This window comes from Pseudonocardia sp. T1-2H, assembly GCF_038039215.1.
GTDB lineage: Bacteria > Actinomycetota > Actinomycetes > Mycobacteriales > Pseudonocardiaceae > Pseudonocardia.
Genome location: NZ_JBBPCL010000001.1, coordinates 4,815,838 through 4,833,400, shown reverse-complemented (window position 1 = coordinate 4,833,400; position 17,563 = coordinate 4,815,838). Strand labels below are relative to the sequence as shown.

Annotated in this window: 19 protein-coding genes, 1 tRNA gene and 2 pseudogenes; 9 read left to right on the top strand and 13 right to left on the bottom strand. The window is 72.1% G+C overall.

The window, feature by feature from the left end; genetic code table 11:
* Nucleotides 1-38: 38 nt before the first annotated feature.
* Genes dnaG through WBK50_RS23830 form a run of 3 tightly spaced genes read left to right on the top strand, consistent with a single transcriptional unit; the run spans nt 39 to nt 3,245 of the window.
* Entirely contained in the window at nt 39-1,919 is a 1,881-nt protein-coding gene (gene dnaG, locus WBK50_RS23840) for a DNA primase (RefSeq protein WP_341337738.1), read from the top strand.
* The gene (locus WBK50_RS23835; RefSeq protein WP_341337737.1) at nt 1,916-2,419 is read left to right on the top strand and encodes a hypothetical protein; all 504 of its coding nucleotides are present in this window, start codon (nt 1,916-1,918) and stop codon (nt 2,417-2,419) included. Before dnaG ends, WBK50_RS23835 begins: the two co-directional genes overlap by 4 nt.
* Nucleotides 2,420-2,477: 58 nt before the next feature.
* Entirely contained in the window at nt 2,478-3,245 is a 768-nt protein-coding gene (locus WBK50_RS23830; RefSeq protein ID WP_341337736.1) for a trans-aconitate 2-methyltransferase, read from the top strand.
* Between the two features lie 126 nt (nt 3,246-3,371).
* On the opposite strand, the gene WBK50_RS23825 is transcribed toward WBK50_RS23830, so the two are convergent.
* The gene (locus WBK50_RS23825) at nt 3,372-3,560 is read right to left on the bottom strand and encodes a hypothetical protein (RefSeq protein ID WP_341337735.1); all 189 of its coding nucleotides are present in this window, start codon (nt 3,558-3,560) and stop codon (nt 3,372-3,374) included.
* Between the two features lie 152 nt (nt 3,561-3,712).
* Between WBK50_RS23825 and WBK50_RS23820 the strand changes: the two genes are divergently transcribed.
* A tRNA-Asn gene (locus WBK50_RS23820) sits at nt 3,713-3,785 on the top strand.
* 257 nt (nt 3,786-4,042) lie between these two features.
* Here the strand turns inward: WBK50_RS23820 and WBK50_RS23815 are convergent.
* Nucleotides 4,043-4,507: a MarR family winged helix-turn-helix transcriptional regulator gene (locus WBK50_RS23815; RefSeq protein WP_341337734.1), complete on the bottom strand. Its 465-nt coding sequence runs from the start codon at nt 4,505-4,507 to the stop codon at nt 4,043-4,045.
* A 102-nt stretch (nt 4,508-4,609) separates the two neighbouring features.
* Here WBK50_RS23815 and WBK50_RS23810 point away from each other — a divergent pair, with 102 nt between their 5' ends.
* On the top strand, nt 4,610-5,710 hold the full coding sequence (locus WBK50_RS23810; RefSeq protein WP_341337733.1) for a substrate-binding domain-containing protein: 1,101 nt from the start codon (nt 4,610-4,612) through the stop codon (nt 5,708-5,710).
* 66 nt (nt 5,711-5,776) lie between these two features.
* Here the strand turns inward: WBK50_RS23810 and WBK50_RS23805 are convergent, their stop codons facing one another.
* The 3 genes and pseudogenes from WBK50_RS23805 to fmdA all read right to left on the bottom strand — a co-directional run bounded on the left by WBK50_RS23805 (nt 5,777) and on the right by fmdA (nt 7,981).
* Entirely contained in the window at nt 5,777-6,442 is a 666-nt protein-coding gene (locus tag WBK50_RS23805; RefSeq protein ID WP_341337732.1) for an AmiS/UreI family transporter, read from the bottom strand.
* A gap of 24 nt (nt 6,443-6,466) precedes the next feature.
* Nucleotides 6,467-6,739, bottom strand: coding sequence for an FmdB family zinc ribbon protein (locus tag WBK50_RS23800; RefSeq protein WP_341337731.1), 273 nt, complete (start codon nt 6,737-6,739; stop codon nt 6,467-6,469).
* A 28-nt stretch (nt 6,740-6,767) separates the two neighbouring features.
* Nucleotides 6,768-7,981: pseudogene (gene fmdA / locus WBK50_RS23795) on the bottom strand (formamidase).
* 268 nt (nt 7,982-8,249) lie between these two features.
* Here fmdA and WBK50_RS23790 point away from each other — a divergent pair.
* Nucleotides 8,250-8,489: a fluoride efflux transporter FluC gene (locus WBK50_RS23790; protein WP_341337730.1), complete on the top strand. Its 240-nt coding sequence runs from the start codon at nt 8,250-8,252 to the stop codon at nt 8,487-8,489.
* A gap of 54 nt (nt 8,490-8,543) precedes the next feature.
* Here the strand turns inward: WBK50_RS23790 and WBK50_RS23785 are convergent, their stop codons facing one another.
* Nucleotides 8,544-9,275, bottom strand: a complete 732-nt coding sequence (locus tag WBK50_RS23785; protein WP_341337729.1) for an alpha/beta hydrolase — start codon at nt 9,273-9,275, stop codon at nt 8,544-8,546.
* A 327-nt stretch (nt 9,276-9,602) separates the two neighbouring features.
* Between WBK50_RS23785 and WBK50_RS23780 the strand changes: the two genes are divergently transcribed.
* Entirely contained in the window at nt 9,603-9,869 is a 267-nt protein-coding gene (locus WBK50_RS23780; protein WP_341337728.1) for a hypothetical protein, read from the top strand.
* 27 nt (nt 9,870-9,896) lie between these two features.
* On the opposite strand, the gene WBK50_RS23775 is transcribed toward WBK50_RS23780, so the two are convergent.
* Together WBK50_RS23775 and WBK50_RS23770 are read right to left on the bottom strand one after the other, a co-directional pair.
* Nucleotides 9,897-10,394 (bottom strand): SRPBCC family protein, encoded by a 498-nt coding sequence (locus WBK50_RS23775; RefSeq protein ID WP_341337727.1) that lies wholly within the window; start codon nt 10,392-10,394, stop codon nt 9,897-9,899.
* On the bottom strand, nt 10,391-10,756 hold the full coding sequence (locus WBK50_RS23770) for an ArsR/SmtB family transcription factor (protein WP_341337726.1): 366 nt from the start codon (nt 10,754-10,756) through the stop codon (nt 10,391-10,393). The genes WBK50_RS23775 and WBK50_RS23770 overlap by 4 nt, the downstream gene beginning before the upstream one ends.
* A 330-nt stretch (nt 10,757-11,086) precedes the next feature.
* On the opposite strand from WBK50_RS23770, the gene WBK50_RS23765 reads away from it, so the two are divergent.
* Nucleotides 11,087-11,536, top strand: a complete 450-nt coding sequence (locus WBK50_RS23765) for an MmpS family transport accessory protein (RefSeq protein ID WP_341337725.1) — start codon at nt 11,087-11,089, stop codon at nt 11,534-11,536.
* Nucleotides 11,537-11,606: 70 nt separating this feature from the next.
* Here the strand turns inward: WBK50_RS23765 and WBK50_RS23760 are convergent, their stop codons facing one another.
* The gene (locus WBK50_RS23760) at nt 11,607-11,930 is read right to left on the bottom strand and encodes a DUF3140 domain-containing protein (protein WP_341337724.1); all 324 of its coding nucleotides are present in this window, start codon (nt 11,928-11,930) and stop codon (nt 11,607-11,609) included.
* Between the two features lie 131 nt (nt 11,931-12,061).
* Nucleotides 12,062-13,012, bottom strand: a complete 951-nt coding sequence (locus tag WBK50_RS23755; protein ID WP_341337723.1) for a ring-cleaving dioxygenase — start codon at nt 13,010-13,012, stop codon at nt 12,062-12,064.
* Between the two features lie 195 nt (nt 13,013-13,207).
* On the opposite strand from WBK50_RS23755, the gene WBK50_RS23750 reads away from it, so the two are divergent.
* Nucleotides 13,208-14,158 (top strand): AraC-like ligand-binding domain-containing protein, encoded by a 951-nt coding sequence (locus tag WBK50_RS23750; protein ID WP_341337722.1) that lies wholly within the window; start codon nt 13,208-13,210, stop codon nt 14,156-14,158.
* On the opposite strand, the gene WBK50_RS23745 is transcribed toward WBK50_RS23750, so the two are convergent.
* The 3 genes and pseudogenes from WBK50_RS23745 to WBK50_RS23730 form a co-directional block, all read right to left on the bottom strand.
* Complete coding sequence (locus WBK50_RS23745; protein ID WP_341337721.1) at nt 14,133-14,786, bottom strand: alpha/beta hydrolase; 654 nt, start codon at nt 14,784-14,786, stop codon at nt 14,133-14,135. The genes WBK50_RS23750 and WBK50_RS23745 overlap by 26 nt on opposite strands.
* Nucleotides 14,787-15,032: 246 nt before the next feature.
* A pseudogene (locus tag WBK50_RS35365) lies at nt 15,033-16,674 on the bottom strand (choline dehydrogenase).
* Between the two features lie 37 nt (nt 16,675-16,711).
* A complete protein-coding gene (locus tag WBK50_RS23730; protein WP_341337719.1) occupies nt 16,712-17,512 on the bottom strand; it encodes a class I SAM-dependent methyltransferase in 801 nt (266 codons plus the stop codon).
* Nucleotides 17,513-17,563 lie beyond the last annotated feature (51 nt).

The window sequence follows — 17,563 nt, the reverse complement described above, 5'->3', positions numbered from 1 at the left end:
GCCCCACCCGTCGGGCGGCACGAACTAGACTCCGCCGCGTGGCAGGCCGGATCCGGGACAGTGACATCTCCGAGGTCCGTGACCGCACCCGCATCGAGGAGGTCGTGGGCGAGTACGTCTCGCTGCGCCGGGCGGGCGCCGGGTCGCTGAAGGGCCTGTGCCCCTTCCACGACGAGAAGTCCCCGTCGTTCAACGTCCGCCCCACCCACGGCACGTTCCACTGCTTCGGCTGCGGCGAGGGCGGCAGCGTCATCGACTTCATCATGAAGATGGAGGTCGTCGGCTTCCCGGAGGCCGTCGAGCGGCTCGCGGACCGCATCGGCCTGAAGCTGACCTACGAGGGCGGCGGCAGCTCCGTCCAGCGGGACCGGGGGACCCGGTCCCGGCTGCTCGAGGCGAACAGGCGCGCGGCCGAGTTCTACGCCGCACAGCTCAGGACCCCCGAGGCCGCGCCCGCCGTCCAGTTCCTCACCGCCCGCGGGTTCGGCACCGCCGCGGCGGAGCAGTTCGGCTGCGGCTACGCGCCCGCCGGCTGGGACATGCTCACGAAGCACCTGCTCAAGCAGGGCTTCACGTTCGAGGAGCTGACCAAGGCCGGGCTGTCGAAGGAGGGCCGCCGCGGCCCGATCGACCGGTTCCACCGCCGCCTGCTCTGGCCGATCAAGGACCTCGGCGGGGACGTCGTCGGGTTCGGCGCCCGCCGGCTGTTCGACGACGACCAGATCGAGGCCAAGTACCTCAACACCAGCGACACCCCCGTCTACCGCAAGACGCACGTGCTCTTCGGGCTGGACCTCGCCAAGCGCGAGATCGCCAAGCGACGGCAGGTGGTCGTCGTCGAGGGGTACACGGACGTCATGGCGATGCACCTCGCGGGCGTGCCCACCGCCGTCGCGTCCTGTGGGACGGCGTTCGGGTCCGAGCACGTCAGCGTGCTGCGCCGGCTGCTCGGGGACGACTCGTTCGACCTGGGCGAGGTCATCTACACCTTCGACGGCGATGCGGCGGGCCAGGCGGCGGCGCTCAAGGCGTTCGAGGGGGACCAGTCCTTCGCCGCGCAGACCTTCGTCTGCATCGCGCCGGACGGCCAGGACCCCTGCGAGCTGCGCCAGAGCCACGGCGACACCGCGGTCCGCGACCTCGTCGCCCGCCGCGAGCCGCTGTTCGAGTTCGCGATCCGCTCGATCCTCAAGGACCACGATCTCGACACCGCCGAGGGCCGCGTCGCCGCTCTGCAGCGCTGCGTCCCGCTGGTCGCGCAGATCCGCCGCGAGGACCTGCGGGACGAGTACGCGCGCCGGCTCGCGGGATGGACCAGCTGGGACGACATCGCGATGGTCGTGCGGCGCGTCCGGGAGAGCGCGGGCGGCGGGACCGCGGACCGCTCGCGCGGCAGGAGCCGGCCCGTGCCGCTGCCGAGCCGGGACGACCCGCGGCTGCATCTGCAGCGCGAGGCGCTGAAGGCGGCTCTGCAGATCCCGGCTGTCGCCGGCCCGTCCTACGACGAGCTGCCCGAACAGGCCTTCACCCACCCCGCCTTCGCTGCGGTGCACCGCGGCATCCAGGCCGCCGGTGGCGTGTGCTCGGGGATGCAGGGCTCGGCGTGGATCGAGGCCGCCGCCGCGGAGTGCGGTCCGGAGGAGCGCGGGCTGGTCAGCGAGCTGGCCGTCGAGCCCCTCGAGCTGCCCCGGCGGCGCAACGGGGACGCCGCCACGGACGAGTCCCGCTACATCGCGAGCGTGCTGGCCGGGGTCCGGCTCGCGCTCGTCGACCAGCAGATCGCGGAGGTGAAGTCGCGGCTGCAGCGGACGAACCCCGTCGAGGAGTTCGAGGCCTACAACGAGCTGTTCGGGGACCTCGTCCCGCTGGAGCAGTACCGGATCGCGTTGCGGGACAAGGCGTCCGGAGCCGTCCATTGAGCTTCCTCAGGCGCCTGCTCGGGAAGGCCGAGATTCCCGAGGACTTCGCGGGCGAGCTCGAGACCGAGGAGCACGTCGTCGCCGTCGGGGCGCTGACCGGCGGGGGCCACCTCGTCGTCACCAACCGCGGGATCTGGGTCCCGCCGGCGCGGCGGATCGGCTGGCACCTGGTCAGCAAGGCGACCTGGGGGAACGCCGCGCTGAGCGTCGTCGAGGCCGTCGAGGAGGACCTCGACGGCGCAGTACTGCTCACGGACCTGCCTCCCCGGCGCTACCGCCTCGCCGAGCCGGGCTCCGTCCCCGAGGCCGTGCACCGCCGCGTCACCGAGTCGATCCGCTCGCGGCACCACCGGGACCTGGCGACGGGGGGCGCCTGGTTCCTCCAGCGCAAGGTGCCCGGCCGCAACGGCACCGTCCTGCAGGTCCGCCCCGATCCGGGCACCGATGTGGACGCCGTCCGTACGCTCGCCCAGGATGTGGCTCGCAAGCTCGCCCCGTGAGCGAAATCGTTGCCCTGGCGACGATTTCCGCTCACGACCCCGCGGAGGTGCTTCACCGGTGACGAGCACGACCTGGGACCCCTCGCTCTACCTCGACTTCGACGACCATCGCTCCCGGCCCTTTCACGACCTCCTCGCGCGGGTGCGCGCCGAGGACCCGCGCCGCGTCGTCGACCTGGGGTGCGGGCCGGGCCACCTGACGTCGGTGCTGTTCGCGCGCTGGCCGGACGCGGTCGTCGACGCGATCGACTCGTCCCTGGACATGGTCGCCGCGGCCCGGGCGAGCGGCGTCGAGGCCGTGCAGCAGGACGTCGTGGCGTGGATGCCGACCCCGGACACGGACGTCGTCGTGACGAACGCCGTGCTGCAGTGGGTGCCGTCGCACCCGGACCTGCTGCCGCGTTGGATCGCCGCGCTGCCCGCCGGGGCGTCGTTCGCGATGCAGGTCCCGGGGAACTTCGGCGCGCCCTCCCATGGCCTGCTCCGCGAGCTCGCCGAGGAGGACGAGTGGCGCGGCCGGGTCGTCCTGCGGGGAGCGAGCACGGTGCTCGAACCGACGGAGTACACGTCGCTGCTGTCCGCGGCCGGCGCCGACGTCGACGCCTGGGAGACGACCTACGTGCAGCGCCTCACCGGCGAGGACCCGGTCCTGCACTGGATCAGCGGGACGGCGATGCGCCCGGTCCGGCACGCGCTCGACGACGCGGACTACGCGCGGTTCACCGCCCGGCTCGCGCCCCGGTTGCGCGAGGCCTACCCGCGGGAGCGGGACGGCACGACGTGGTTCCCGTTCCGTCGGATCTTCGCGGTGGCCCGGAAACGCTAGTCGCGTCCGCCCGTCGAGTTCGACATCACACTCCCCGCAGGGCGGCGACGGCCGGGAGATCGAACGGGTATCCGGCCCCGGTCTCCTGCTCGTCGATCTCGACGTAGCGGAGGAAGAGGCCAGGGCTCAGTGCTGGTCGCCCTTCGCGCTGTGCACGGCCTCGTCGACCCGGGCCCGCACGACTCCGGCGGCCCCCTGGACCGCGGGGTGGTCCGTCACCCGCTGGTAAGTGCGGACGAGCTGCTCGTACCGCTCGTGGCCGGCCCGCGCACCGAGCACGTAGCCGACCGCGGCACCCAGCAGGAACTTGAGCATTGACGCCTCCGGGAGCGGGGAAGTGCGGGAACCGCCATCCTGCCCCAGCCGACCTGCGGTGGCGGTGTGGGGGAGGGGGCCTCGATCGGGGCACGGGAGGGGTGCTGTAAAGTTCGGCCTGCCGGTGAGCGGAGTACCGCTCCAGGCAGCGGTCCTCCGTAGCTCAATTGGCAGAGCATGCGACTGTTAATCGCAGGGTTACTGGTTCGAGTCCAGTCGGAGGAGCTTCCCTTCCAGGTCAGCGGCTTCCAGCCCGGCCAGCCATAAGATCACCGTACCGCTCACGGACCGGAAACCCTCTTCTCCCTCTCGTCGGCGGCATCCCTGTGACGGCGGAGCATCGCGACCGCGAACGCCGGGAGCCGTGAGGTCCGCTCGCCAGCGCTGCTCTCAGTGCCCTTTCGCAACAGGCCCGCGCCGGTGCGCTCGTCCCTCGCAATCGGCCCTGGCACGAACCCAGTAACCGATCACGAACTCTTCGATCACCCGTCGCCTGTCGGCGCGGGTCGGGCGGCGACGCTGGTGAGGAGCTCGATGAACTGCGCGGCGTCGTCCGGCCCGAGCTCGGACATGGCGTCGTTCTCCGCCTTGCCGACCTGCGGAGCAAGTCCCGCGTGCAGGTCGGCTCCGTGATCGGTGGTGAAGACGAGGACCCGGCGGCGGTCTCGCTCGTCGACCCGGCGGTGGACCAGCGCGTTGTCGACGAGCCGGTCGACGATCTTCGTCAGTGTCGGGGCGGGCACCATGGCGTGCTCGGCGATCTCGGACATGGAGTGCCCGTCGCCGTCGGCGAGTAGGTCCAGCACACGCCACTGCTCCAGGGAGATCCCGGTGCCGGCGAGGGTCGACTCGACATGTCGTGCCACGCGGTGCATGGCACGGGCGAGCAGCGTGTTGAGCGGTTGTGCCGTCGACGCTCCGTGGGGCACGAGGGGCGCTGAGGCCACGAACAGGTCCTCTCGAGGGAGTAACGGCGATACTGTCATCGTAAACACTGACGTCTCGAAGTGTCGGGTGAAGCTGTGCCGCCTGCCGGGGGAGGAGATCCCATGCGAGGCGCAACCGCCCTGGTGAGTCAGCGTCAGGACTCGCTGGATGTCGCATTCGTCATCCCGCGCAGTGGTCCGGAGGGAATTTTCGGACCATCCTGCGAGGCCTGCGGGAAGCTCGCCGTGGACGAGATCAACTCGGCGAGCGGGGTGCTGACGCGCGAGCTTCGGCTGCATGTCGTCAACGGAGGGCAGGCCCCGGAGCGGGTGGCTCGCGATGTGGACGCGCTGGTCCGCGCCGGGAAGGTGCAGGCGGTCGCGGGGTGGCACATCTCCGCGGTGCGCCAGCAGATCGACCGGGTGGTGGCCGGCCGGGTGCCGTACGTGTACTCCACGTTGTACGAGGGCGGGGAACGCACGGAAGGCGTCTTTCTCACCGGGGAGACTCCGGACCGCCAGGTTCTTCCGGCGCTGACGTGGATGGCGCGGGAGCTGGCCGTGCGGACCTGGTGCATCGTCGGTGACGACTATGTGTGGCCGCGGGCGTCGGCCCGGGTGGCACGTCGGTTCGCGCGGCGCTCGGCGGGCATCCGGGTCCTCGACGAGGTGTTCGTGCCGCTCGGCACGGAGGACTTCGCCTCGGCTGTGCGGCGCGTGCGCGGCAGCGGGGCGCGCGGTGTGTTGATGTTCCTCGTCGGGTCGGACGCGGTGCGGTTCAACCGTGCCTTCGTCGCGGCTGGTCTCGACCAGCGGTGTGTGCGCCTGAGTCCGTTGATGGAGGAGAACATGCTGCTGGCCAGCGGCGTGGCGAACACCCGGGACCTGTACGCCACGGCGGGGTTCTTCGAGGCGCTGGTGACCTCTGCGGGGCTGGACTTCTCCCGCCGCTACGTCGAGCGGTTCGGGATCACCGCGCCTGCGCTCAACTCGATGGGGGAGTCCTGCTACGAGGCGTTGACGTTCATGGCGAGGCTCGCCGAGCGGGCCGGGAGCATCGAGCTGGACCGGTTGTGTGCGGCGGCGGACGAGCTGGCCTACGAGAGCCCGCGCGGGGTGGTGCGCATGGTGGGGAACCACCTGTTGCAGAGCGTGTACCTCGCGCGGGCAGAGGGGCTCGAGTTCGACGTCATCGCCCAGCTCGCAGGTCCACCGCGGAGCTGAGCCACCGACGCGGGGAACCGTCGCCGGTGGGACGGCGGTTGCCCGTGCATGCCGCGGTGGTCGGGTTCAGAACGAGAAGACCCCGATCAGCACGGCGAAGCCGAGGGCCCACGCCGTGGCGATGCCCTCGACGATGGCGAGCCACCCGGTGAGCCGGGCGATCGGTAGCTCGAGTGCGAGGAGCGCCCAGAACAACCCCCACAGGATGGCCCACAGGAACCAGTTGATGCCCAGCCAGATCAGGGCGATGTTCCCGTTCGCGTTCTGCAGGGTGTAGATCCCCGCCGGGATCGCGGTGATGGCGACGAACAGGCAGTACCACCCGAAGGCCCGCCCGCCGGCGTTGAGGTACTGATTGAACGCCACCCAGAGGTAGGTGAACGCGAACAGGAGGATGAAGCCTCCGCCGCGTACGGAGGCGAGGTTGTTGCCGACGGCGCCCTGCACCAGGAGGATCAGCGCGATCACCACGCCGATGAAGCCGGTGAAGATGTTGAGCACCGCGACTTCGCGATTTTGGATGAGCAGCGGCGAGCGTTCCCTGCGGGCCGCGGCCGGTTCGGCACCGCGGCCGCCGACCGAGGCCGGTACCTCCGCCGGCTCGCCGGCCCCGGTGCCAGCGTGGGCCGGGGCCCGCTCGACGTCCTCCGCCGCGCGAGCCTGTCCGACCAGCCAGATCCCGTTCACCCCGAGAACGGCTCCGACGTACAACAACACAACGGCGAGCAACATCGCTTCGCCTCCCGGTCTCGATGGTCAGTGCAGGACCCACGGTGGGGTCGGGTCCGCCCGGTGCCGGAGTGGGCGGCCGCGCGTCTGGCTGACGACGCGCGGCTCGTGCGCGCTGGCCTCTTCCGCCCCGAGCGCGCGCCGCACCTCACTGCGCAGCAAGGGGTGGTTCGGCGGGGTGAACACCCGCCGAGCCTCGCGGCCGCACTCCGGACAGGCCGCGGCCTCGCCTGCCCGGGTCATCGGCCGGGTCAGCTCGAACCGCCCACAGGCCGGGCAGGCGAAGACGTAGACCGGCATTCCGATCTCCTCCGGGTCCTGCGTGTCCTCAGCTGCTCGTCGCGCACGCGCCGCGGTCCGCCGACTGCGGGCCCTCGCTGTTCGGCCGGATGTCGAAGTCGAAGATCTCGGTCGGCAGGTAGAGCGAACAGCAGGCGTTCGGGATGTCCACCACGCCGGACACCCGTCCCTCGATCGGCGCCGACCCGAGCAGCAGATAGGCCTGTTCCCCAGAGTAGCCGAACTTCTTCAGGTACTCGACGGCGTTGAGGCAGGCTCGCCGGTAGGCGACGGTGGCGTCCAGGTAGAGGTTGTCTCCGGAGTTCTCGTCGACCGAGACGCCGATGAAGGTGAGGAACTCGCTGTAGCGCGGCTCGACGCGACCTGGGATCAGCACGGGGTTGGTGGTGATGCCGTACTTCTCCATGCCTCCCTTGATCAGGTCCACGCCGAAGTCGATGAACCCGCCCATCTCGATGGCACCGCAGAAGGTGATCTCGCCGTCGCCCTGCGAGAAGTGCAGGTCGCCGCCGGAGAGTCTGGCCCCGGCCACGTGCACCGGGTAGTAGACGCGGCTTCCTCGGGTGAAGTTCTTGATGTCGTGGTTCCCGCCGTTCTCCCGGGCGGGGACGGTGCGGGCACCCTCGCGGCCGACGCGCTCGAGCTCCGCCCCGCTCAGCGTGCCGGCCAGGACCCCGTCCTCGAGCGGCGGCAGGGCCAGCGGCGGCACCCGGTCCGGGTCCTGGTCGATCAGTGCCTGTTCGCGGCGGTTCCACTCCGCCAGGAGGTCGGCGGACGGTGCCGTGCCGAACAGGCCCGGGTGGGTGATGCCGGTGTAGCGCACCCCGGGAACGTGCCGCGAGGTCGCGTCCTGACCGTGGAAGTCCCAGATCGCCTTGTAGGCGTCGGGGAAGTGGTCGGTCAGGAAGCCGCCCCGTTGGCCTTGGCGAAGATCCCGGTGTAGCCCCAGCCCTGGCCGGGCGCGTCGCCGTACTCCTGCGGCGGCTGGCAGGGGCCCAGGTCGAGGATGTCCACGACGAGCAGGTCGCCGGGCTCGGCGCCCTGGATCTCGACCGGCCCGCTGAGCATGTGCGCGACGCTGAGGTCGACGTCGCGCACGTCGTTCGACGAGTCGTTGTTGCCGAGCTGCGCATCGGTCCATTCCCGGCACTCGACCCGGAACTCCGCGCCCGGCCGCACGGACGCCGCCGGCGGGATGTCGGGGTGCCAGCGGTTGTGCCCCGGTACCGCCTGATCTCGCATCGACTTCGACTGATCCACGCTGAACACGACCTCGGGCACCGTCATCCCTCCTGCCTCTGCGTGCAGCTGATGCTTCCGCGCGAAAGTATTCCTGCGGGAAGGAGCTGTCAACGAAAGGTGTGCTGCCAGATCTCGTGTCTCGCCCGGGTTCCGTCAGCCATGTCGCTACCTGATCCAGGCGCCCCGTGGCCGCAGGGGCCTCGGATGTCGACGCGGATCTCGGGCCGGCCGATCCCGGCCCGCGCTGGAAGGAGCACGGCTGATCAGCATGGTCTCGGCGGTCGCCGTCGGCGGTATCGCGGGCGCGGAGGCTCGGTACGGGCTGGGGCTGGCATTGCCGCACCGACCGTCGCAGTGGCCGTGGTCGACCCTCCTGATCAACATCAGCGACTGTGTGCCGATCGGGGTGCTGATGGTCGTGATCACCGAGCTCGTCGACGCTCACCCGCTGACCCGCCCTCTGTGCTGGCCACCGCCATCGAGGAAGGCCTGGACCTGTCCTCGATGAGCGGCATCCGGGCCGGCAGCTCCTATCGTCTGCTGCCGGCGTGACGGCCCGGCCTCACTTCAGGTGCCGGGCGAAGAACCGGTTCCCGGCGTCCCCCTCGAACTGCGGGACGCCGGTGTGCCCGCCCATATTGGCGTGCAGCGTCTTCTCCTTGGCGCCGAAGGCGTCGAACAGGTCCAGGGCCATCTTCCGGTCGTTTCCTTCGTCGTCCCACTGCAGCAGGACCTGCAGCGGAATGGTGACCTGCCGGGCCTCCTCGAACAGGGTGCGGGGCACGAAACTCCCGGCGAACAGAAGGGCGGCTGAGATGCGCGGCTCGACCACAGCCAACCGGATGCCGATGGCGATCACCCCTCCCGCGTACCCGACCGGGCCGCCGATCTCGGGCAGCGAAAGGAGGGCGTCCAGGGCGGCCCGCCATTCCGGGACCGCCTTTTCGACCAGCGGGAGAACGAGCCGGTCGACGATCTCGTCGTCGACCGGCTCGCCGGCCTCCAGTGCCCGGCGCAGGTCGGCGCGGGCCTGTTCGGCGGCGGCGGAACGGGGCCGGTCACCGCTCCAGGGGAGCTCGATGGTGGCCGCGGCGTAGCCCTCCGCCGCGGAGTGCCGGGCCCGGGCAACCAGTCGGGGGTACATCTTGTGCAGTCCGCCGGGATGGCCGAGCAGGATCAGCGGGGCCGGTGCGGATGCGGATCCGGGCGTCCACAGGATGCCGGGGATCTCGCCGAGGGTGAACCCGCGTTCTCCGACGCCGTCGTCGAGGCGCTGTTCGGAAGTGAATCGCATGGTCGTGCCTTTCGGGAGTGCTCGTGAACGGCGCTCCCGGACGACCTATCGCCCGACCGTGACCCCGAAGGGATGCACCCATGTCGATACTGCGTTCACGGGTACCACCTCCTCGATCTCTCGCACGGCCGCCGGGAATGTAGCTGTGGTCGCCGTGGTCCGCCAACGGGTTTTCGCGCAGGCTCCGTGGCAGGACGCCACGGAGCCGCTCGCTCGGGCGAGATCCGCTCCGATCGCTCCCGCGGTTGGCTCCGACTCCTCGTCGTCGTAGCCTTCGCACATGCGTTCGAAGGCGGTTGCGTGCGCAGGTTGAGGACTCCCCGGCCGGTGTGGGTGGAGTTGTCGGCGATCTACCCCCAGATGAACTTCCCGCCCCCGCGCTTCCGCCCGGACGACAGCACGCTCGACGTCCGGGGCGCGGTCGAGGGCGAGCTTCGCGGCTGGCTGCGGAGCACCACCGGGGAGTGGCTCGGGGTGGTGTCGTTCCGCGTCCCGTACGCGACTCTGGTGCCCTCGACCGGCCTCCCTCTCACGGATCAGCTCGTGCCGGCGCACGCTCTCCGACCGAGGCGCCGCGGCCCACGACCGCGGTAATGCCCCCGTGACCTGCGGAACGGCCGGTCAGCGGCCCTGCGGAGCGAGCAGCTGGTCGATCTGCCCGATCGCGGCGGCCATGCCCTCCTCCATGCCCATGGCGATCAGCTGCTCCATGGCCTCGAGGCTCGGGAAGGTCGACGCGATCTCCATCCGGGTCCCGCCCCCGGCCTGTTCTCGGAGGGTGACGCGGACCGTCGTGGTCGGCAGGTCGGCGTTGGGATTGCCGGCGTGGTCGGCGAACCCGTCCTCGAACTCGAGGCGGTGGGGCGCGTCGACGGCCTGCACACGCCACCATCCCCTGTGCTTATCGCCCTCGGGCCCGGTCATCAGGTAGGTGACGCTGCCGCCAGGGGTGAGGTCATGGTCGACGACGGTCGCCGGGTAGGTCGGCGGCCCCCACCACCGTTCGAGCTGACGCGGGTCGCTCCACACCTGCCAGACCCGGGCGACCGGTGCGTCGAACTGCGCGGTGAAGGTCATCGTCCTGGTCTCGGGATCCTTGTCGACGCTGGTCAGTGTCACGAGCTCGCTCCTTCGTTCGGTCCGGCCTCGGGCGGGTCGGCGAGGATCGCGTCGATGCTGTCCAGGCGCTGTCGCCACACCACTTCGAGCTGATCGAGCAGGCGATGGGCCTCGCGCAGGGTGTCGACGTTGCCGCGCACGCGTTGCTCGCGGCCTCGCCGTTGCTTGGTGACCAGACCGGCGCGCTCGAGCACGACGACGTGCTTCTGCACGGCCGCAAAACTCATCGGATAGCGGCGGGCGAGGTCGGACACGGACTGCTCGCCGCGCAGCACCACCGCGACGATGTCCCGCCGGGTGGCGTCCGCGAGTGCGTGGAAGACCCGGTCGGCGTGTTCCGCATCGACATTTCCTACAACCATCGGGTTGTAAGTTAGTCCGAGGCGCGCAGGAGCACAAGGGGGAGAGAGGTCTGTGGGCGTCGAGCCACCGGCGAGGACGTGTTGTCGCGGCCGGCTCACCTCGGCGAGCCCTGCCGGCGTTCACCCCCCGCCGGGCCGTTGCGCACGGTGGCGGGGAGGCCGAGCATGGAAGGCGACCTGTAGGAGCTGGTCGAGCATGAGCGAGCCGGACGGTCGCACCCCTGGCACCGGACCTGGGCGGGGCGGCACTCCCGACGGGGATCCGAGCCGACGCTCGTGACCCCTCACCACGGCGGTCGCCACTCCGCACCCCCTGCCCGCGGACGGCGGGTGGTCCTGGCCGCGGTCGGGCTGGCCGTCGTGCTGCTCCTCGGCGTGGCTCTCGTCGTGGCCCTGCGTTCCGGTGACCGCGGCCCGTCGCCGGCGCCGGCCGCCCCGACCGCCGCCGCCGCTCCGGGCCCCAGCACGACGTCCACCACCGCGCCCAGCACGACGCCGGCTCCGGCGCTCGCCACGGTCGACTACGAGGTGACCAGCGACGGACCCCTGGTCGACGTGACCTACGCCGACGGGACGGGCGTGCACAGCCTGTCCCACGTCCCGGCCCCCTGGGCGACGAAGGTGCAGATCCCGGCCGGCCCGATGCCGGGTGCTCTCGTCATCGCCCAGGCGGCGGGCCGGGCCACGAAGGTCTCCTGCCGGATCCTGATCGACGGGGTCCAGGTGGCGGAGATGTTCGTCCGCGGCGCGAGCCCGGTGATGTGCAGGCCGGGCGACTGACGGGCCGCCCGCCGCTCCCGGAGGATGTCCGCACGGTCGCGACGGGGCCCGGGCAGGAGCCGCCCCGGCCTCAGACGGGTTTGAGCGGGTCGTGCCCCATGCGCATCATCCGGCGCCGCCAGTACTGCTGGCCGGCCGTCGGCTCGAGGTCGTCGCGGCGTTCGGCGAGCACACGATCCACCACGCGCCGCATGCGGTCGGCGTCGTGCTCGGTGAGGTCGGCCCGGCGCTTGCGCAGGACCTCCTGGCCGCTGGGGGTGCCGGCGTGCTCGGGCTCCACCTCGGCGTCGGTGCCGGCGGCGTCGGTCCGGAGCCAGTCCTGGAGCTCTCGGGACGTCATGTTCACGACCCGGTGGAACTCGTTCCAGAGGGCGTCGTCGACGTGAGCGGACATTGGACAGGACTACCCGCCTGCACCGCGGTTATGCGGCAGGTGGGGAGGCGCGGCTCCGCCGGCGGCCGGGGCCGGGCGGCGGAGCCGCGGGCGCCCGTCCCCGGGCATCCCGATGTCGCGCACCGTCCCCGTCAGACGTCGATCGGCTCCAGCTGGTCCAGCAGCTCGGCGCGGCGGTCCTCGAACTGCTCCGGCAGCTGGAACGCGCTCCCGAGCTCCTTCGGGGACTCGTCGCAGGTCCAGCCGCCCTCGGCGTGGGTGACGGCCAGCTCGAACAGCGCGCCGCCCGGGCTGCGGACGTACACGGACTTGAAGTACTTGCGGTCCTTGAGCTCGGAGATGTCGGTGTAGCCGAGGCCCTCGATCTCGAACTTGAGCTCGTCCTGGTTCTCCAGGGTCTCGGCGTTCCACGCGAAGTGGTGGATCGTGCCCTCGCCGTACCGCCAGGTCCCGGGGTCGTCGGTGCGGTTGACCACGAGCTCGACGGCGCCGCCGCGGGCCGCGGAGCCGACCTGCAGGGCGACCCGGTCCCCCTCCTCGACCAGGTCCTTGGCGGCCAGCGAGCCGGTGGTGAACTCCACCATGTTCTCCGGGTTCGTGACGTGCACCCCGATGCCGTGGATGCCGTGGATCGCGTACTCGGCGGGGACGCCGCCCTCGGTCCAGCCGACACGCGGGTCGTCGTCGACGCCGACGAGCGCGTACTCGATGCCGCAGGGGTGGCGGAACAGCAACCGGCGGCGGTCCAGCACCTCGGCGTCCGCGACCTCGACCCCGCGCTCGGTGAGCCGCCCGCTCCAGTAGTCCAGCGAGCCCGACGGCGCCGCGAGCAGGACCTCGCGGGCCTGGTTGGTGCCGCGTCGGCCCATCAGCCCCGCCTGCCGGAACGGGAACGTGGTCAGGACGGCGCTCGGGTCGCCACCCGCGTTGCTGTAGTAGAGGTGGTAGATCGGCGTGGAGCCGTCGAAGAGCACGGTGCGCTTGATGAACCGCAGGCCGAGGGTGCGGACGTGGAAGTCGACGTCCTCCTGGGCCGAGCCCACGGACATCGTCACGTGGTGGCTGCCGTCGAGATGGGCCACGGGGTTACCTCCGCTGGTGGGGTCGTCGTCCGGTCGCCTGCGCACGCTAGGCCCACCGGGAGGTCCGTGGGACAGGTCGTGCGCGCACGGACAACTGCGGGTCCGACCCGTGCCGCGGCGGACAACACGATAGTGGTGCGACCTGGTGGCACGGGCCATGATGAGATCACCCGCCGATCCGGAGAACGACCACATATGCCCCTGATCGTGGACACCTCCACGGTGCCCGGCCCCGACCGGTTCGACTACTGGGCCGCCGAGCACGGCCGCGTGCTGCATCCGCTCGCCCTGCGCAGACCCGGGAACGGGCCGTTCACCGGCCGGATCCGGGCCCACGGCGTCGGCCCGCTGACCGTCTACCGGATCGAGGGCGAGGCCTCGACCATCGAGCGGACCCGCCGCCTCGTCGCCCGGCACGACCCGGAGGAGCTCCAGATCACCCACCTCGTCCGCGGCCGGTTCCGCATCGAGCAGGCCGGCCGGGTGGCCGTCGTCGGCTCGGGGGACGTCTCCGGGTACGAGACCTCCCATCCCTACGAGGTCCAGTCCGCCGGACCGTTCGAGCTGCTGCTGTTCTCCCTGCCACGGGCCATGCTCGGCGCCGAGGCGGACAGGATCTGCGCGCACACGGCCGTCGCCCTCGACGGGCGGCGCGGGCCGGCGGCGCTCGCCGGCCCGTTCCTCCGCGGGCTCGCGGACCGGGTGCAGGACGGGAGCCTGGACGCGGACGGCGCCGTCCTCGCCGACTGCGTGGTCGACCTGGCGCGGCTGCTGTTCGCGGGCGCCCGCGACCCGGAGCCGCCGCCGGCGTCGGACCCGTTGTTCCCGCAGGTCCTCGCCTACGTCGAGGCGCACCTCGGCGATCGCGGGCTCGGGCCGAGGACGATCGCCGCCGCGCACTTCGTGTCGCCGCGCCGGCTGCACAAGGCCTTCGAGGCCGAGGGCCGTACGGTCGCGGGCTGGATCCGGGAGCGGCGGCTCGCGGCGGTCCGCCGCGATCTGCTGGACCCGCGGCTGGCGGAGCGCCCGATCCGGGCGCTCGCCGCGGCCCGCGGCTTCGGCGACGCGCCGCACTTCAGCCGGCTCTTCCGCAGGGTCGAGGGCTGCACGCCCGGCGAGTTCAGGGAACGGGCCGGACGGCCGTGAGCAGTGCCCGGGTCCGGGCGACGGCGTCGTCGTTCACGAGGTGCTCGCGGTCGTCGTAGACCGCGACCGTGACGTCGGCGCCGCGCTCACGCAGCACCTCGGCCGTCTCCTGCACCCGGTCCAGCGGGATCCACGCGTCGAACCGGCTGCTCGCCAGCACGACCGGTGTGCCCTGCAGCGAGCCGCCCGGACCGGGCCGGTGGCCGGCCGGTCCGAAGAAGCCGCCGGTCAGCAGCGACGCGCCCGCGTACCGGCGGGGCGTGCGCAGCAGCAGTTCCGAGAGCAGGCACGCGCCCTGGGAGAAGCCGACGAGCACGGTGCGCTCCGGCCCGAAACCCTCGGCGGCCGCACGGTCGACGGCGGCCTCGACGGCCGCGAGGGCATGGTCCAGGTGCGGTCGGTTCGCGGGCTCCGGGTCCATGAACCGGCCCGGGTACCAGCTGCGTCCGGCCGCGCGGGGCAGCAGGTACGCGACGTCGTCGACGCCCGCCCGGTCCAGCACGGCGAGCATGTACTCGGGATCCTGGTCCCGGCCGTGCACCACCACCGCGGCGGCCCGCGCCGAGGCGGCCGGTGCGCCGACGACCGTGACCGGTTCCCGCAGGTGGAGGTTGCTCGTCGTGGCCACGTTCGTCCTCCGCACCGGTTCGGGTGCAGGCCACTGTGCCAGACGGACCCGGGACACGACCACGTCACGGTCCGTCTCATGGGCCGCTCCGTCGATCTCCCCGGTGCGAGGCTGCCGCCGACACGCCGTGATCGACCCCGGGGGTACACGATGCGGCGGGCTGGGGAACTGTTCGTGATGCTGGCGCTCGGCCTGGCCGTGGCGGGATGCGGCTCCGACGGCTACGGCCGGAGCGCGGCCACCGGCTCAGGCGGACGTGAGCTTCTGCGGCGCGTCCGGCGCGAGCGGTGTGTTCCCCAGGACGAGGTCCGCAGCCTTCTCCGCGACCATCATCGTGGGCGCGTAGGTGTTGCTGTTCGGCAGGTCCGGGATGATCGACGCGTCGACGACCCGGAGCCCGTCGACCCCGTGCACACGCAGCGTGTCCGGATCCGTGACCGCCTCCGCGTCCAGCCCCAGCCGGCAGGTGCCGGTCGGGTGCAGGCCGGTCTGGGCCCACGAGCGCACCCACTCGGCGACCTGCGCGTCCGTCCGGACGGCCGGGCCGGGAAGCAGCTCTCCGCCCTCGTACCGGGAGAACGCCGGCTGCGCCAGGATGTCCCGGGCGACGTGGAAGGCCTCGACCCAGCGCTGCACGTCCTCGTCGTGGGTCAGGTAGCCGACCTCGAGCGCAGGCTTCCGCAGCGGGTCCCGGCTGGTGATCCTGACGGTGCCGCGGTTGTGCGAGCGCATGACGGACAGGTGAACCTGGTAGCCGTGCCCGCGCAGCCGCTCCGAGTCCGCCCACTTCATCGCGACCGGCGCGAACAACATCATCATGTCCGGGACGCCGTCGGAGGCCATCGCCGTGCAGGCGAAGCCGCCCGCCTCGAAGTGGTTGGTGGCCGCGGCGCCGGTGCCGTGGCGCAGCCACTCCGCGGCCATGCCGGGGACCTTGTGCGCCTTGCGCATCGGGCCGAGTGAGACCGGCTGGCTGCACGCGTGCTGCAGGTGCACGTCGAGGTGGTCCTGCAGGTTCCGGCCGACGCCCGGGAAGCTCGGCCTGCACCGGGATGCCGAGACCTTCCAGGTGCCCGGGGTCCCCGATGCCGGAGAGCTGCAGGAGCTGCGGCGAGTTCACCGCGCCGCCGGCGAGGATGACCTCCGCCGAGCGCACCTCCTGGGTGGGCCCGCCGCCCTCGCGGTAGCGCACGCCGACCGCCCGGCCGCCCTCGAGGACCACGCCCGTGACCATGGCGCGGGTCTTGATCGTCAACGTGGGCCGGCTCGCGACGATCGGGTGCAGGTAGGCGTCGGCGGCGGAGTAGCGGCGGCCGCGGTGGATCGTGCGGGTGGTCCGCGAGAACCCGCGCTGCCGCGGGCCGTTGACGTCGTCCAGGACGGCGTGCCCGGCCTGCCGGACGGCTTCGAAGAACGCGTCGTACAGCGGGCCCTCGGCATCCGCCTGCTCGAGCAGCTGCGGACCGCCGGGCTCGCCGTCGACGAGCCGGTTCTCCAGCTTGCGGAAGTACGGCGAGCAGTGCGCCCAGTCCCAGTTCTCCAGGCCCTCGCGCTGCGCCCACGCGTCGTAGTCCGCCGCGTTGCCGCGCTGGTAGACCATGCCGTTGATGGAGCTGGAGCCGCCGAGGAGCTTCCCGCGGGGAACGTGCAGGGTGCGCCCGTTGAGGCCGGGCTCGGCCTCGGACTCGTAACACCAGTCGTAGCGGGGGTTGCCCCAGCCGAAGGCGAGCGCCGCCGGGACCCGGACGATCGGGTCCCACCGGTGGTCCGGCCGGCCCGCCTCGAGCACGAGCACACGCGTGCCCGGGTCGGTGCTCAGCCTGTTGGCCAGGACCAGTCCGGCGGAGCCGCCGCCGACGATCACGAAGTCGTACGACCCGCTGATGATGTCCTCCTCGATGCCGCGAACCCCGGAGTTCCGGAGCTCAGGCCACGGTCGTGCGGGAGCGGCCCTCGTCCTGGCGCGTCACGTCGCCGCGGGGACGGGGGACCTCGCCGTCGGGCACCCGGACCGGAGCGGGGGAGACGGTAGCCCCGGCCCGGCGGAACACGTCCAGCCGGACCCCGGAGCCGTCCGGCCCGAGGCCGGGGAGCGCCTGGCAGTGGTCGTGGACGAAACGGGCATCGGCCCCGACACGGACAGCGGCCGCGTGGTGAACCGCGTTCCCGCGGCCGGTGCCGCCCGTGTGGTGCAGCAGGACCAGCCGTCCGCCCGGGCGCAGCCGCGCGAGCAGGTGCTCGAGGCCACGGCGGAACAGCGCAGGGTTCAGGTGGTGCAGCGAGTCCGCGCAGACGATCAGGTCGAAGGTGCCGTCGAACCGGTCGAACGGCAGCGCTCGACGTTCGACGCGGACCTGCGGGTTCTCGTGGAAGCGGGCCGCCGCGCGGGCGACGGGGCCCTCCGCGGTGTCCACGGCCACGACGGCGTCCGCGACGGGGGCGAGGCGTTCGGTGAGCAGTCCCTCGCCGCAGCCGATCTCGAGGACGCGGCCGGTGGGGCCGTCGCCGATCACCCGGAGGATCTCGTCGTGGGTCGTGCGCAGGTACTCGACCGGGAGCGGACCGCCGGCCTGCCGCCGGAGCCGGCTCAGGCGCGCGACGAGCGGTTCCGGGCCCGGGCGGCCCGCGGCGGCGGCCGGCCGGATCGCGACGGTGCCGAGGCGCAGGGCGCGGTCCGCGGCGTTCCGGACGGCGCGCCGCGCGCGAGCGGGAGGCAGCTCGTTCATCGGGACCCTTTCGGACTTTCCGGGGAGCGGACGTGGTGTGCCGGGGGATAT